At 65.2% G+C, this 279-nt stretch carries 1 protein-coding gene; it reads left to right on the forward strand.

The features are described 5' to 3' along the window. Window positions 1–279 (forward strand): transporter substrate-binding domain-containing protein (locus EOD29_RS31390; RefSeq protein ID WP_127248806.1); only part of this gene is annotated, 279 nt, incomplete at both ends.

Consider the following 279-nt stretch of genomic DNA (forward strand, 5'->3'; position numbering starts at 1 on the left):
CCCGAAAATGCCGGATGTGCTGCAGGCCGTCCGCACGGGGAGAGCTGACGCCACGGTCAACGGTTACGCCACCAGCGTCTACACGACCGAGCACCAGACCGGAAACGGCAAGGGCCTGCAGGCGCTGCCGGATATCCGCCTTGCCGTCGGGTATCTCGGCATGCTGACCGCCAAGGACAATCCGCAGCTGCGCGACAGCGTCGTTGCCGCCTTGCAGCAGATGGTGGACTCCGGCGCCTATGAGACCATCATGAAGAAGTGGAGCCTCGGACCGCTGGC

It is taken from the genome of Mesorhizobium sp. M1A.T.Ca.IN.004.03.1.1 (assembly GCF_003997555.1).
Taxonomy (GTDB): domain Bacteria; phylum Pseudomonadota; class Alphaproteobacteria; order Rhizobiales; family Rhizobiaceae; genus Mesorhizobium.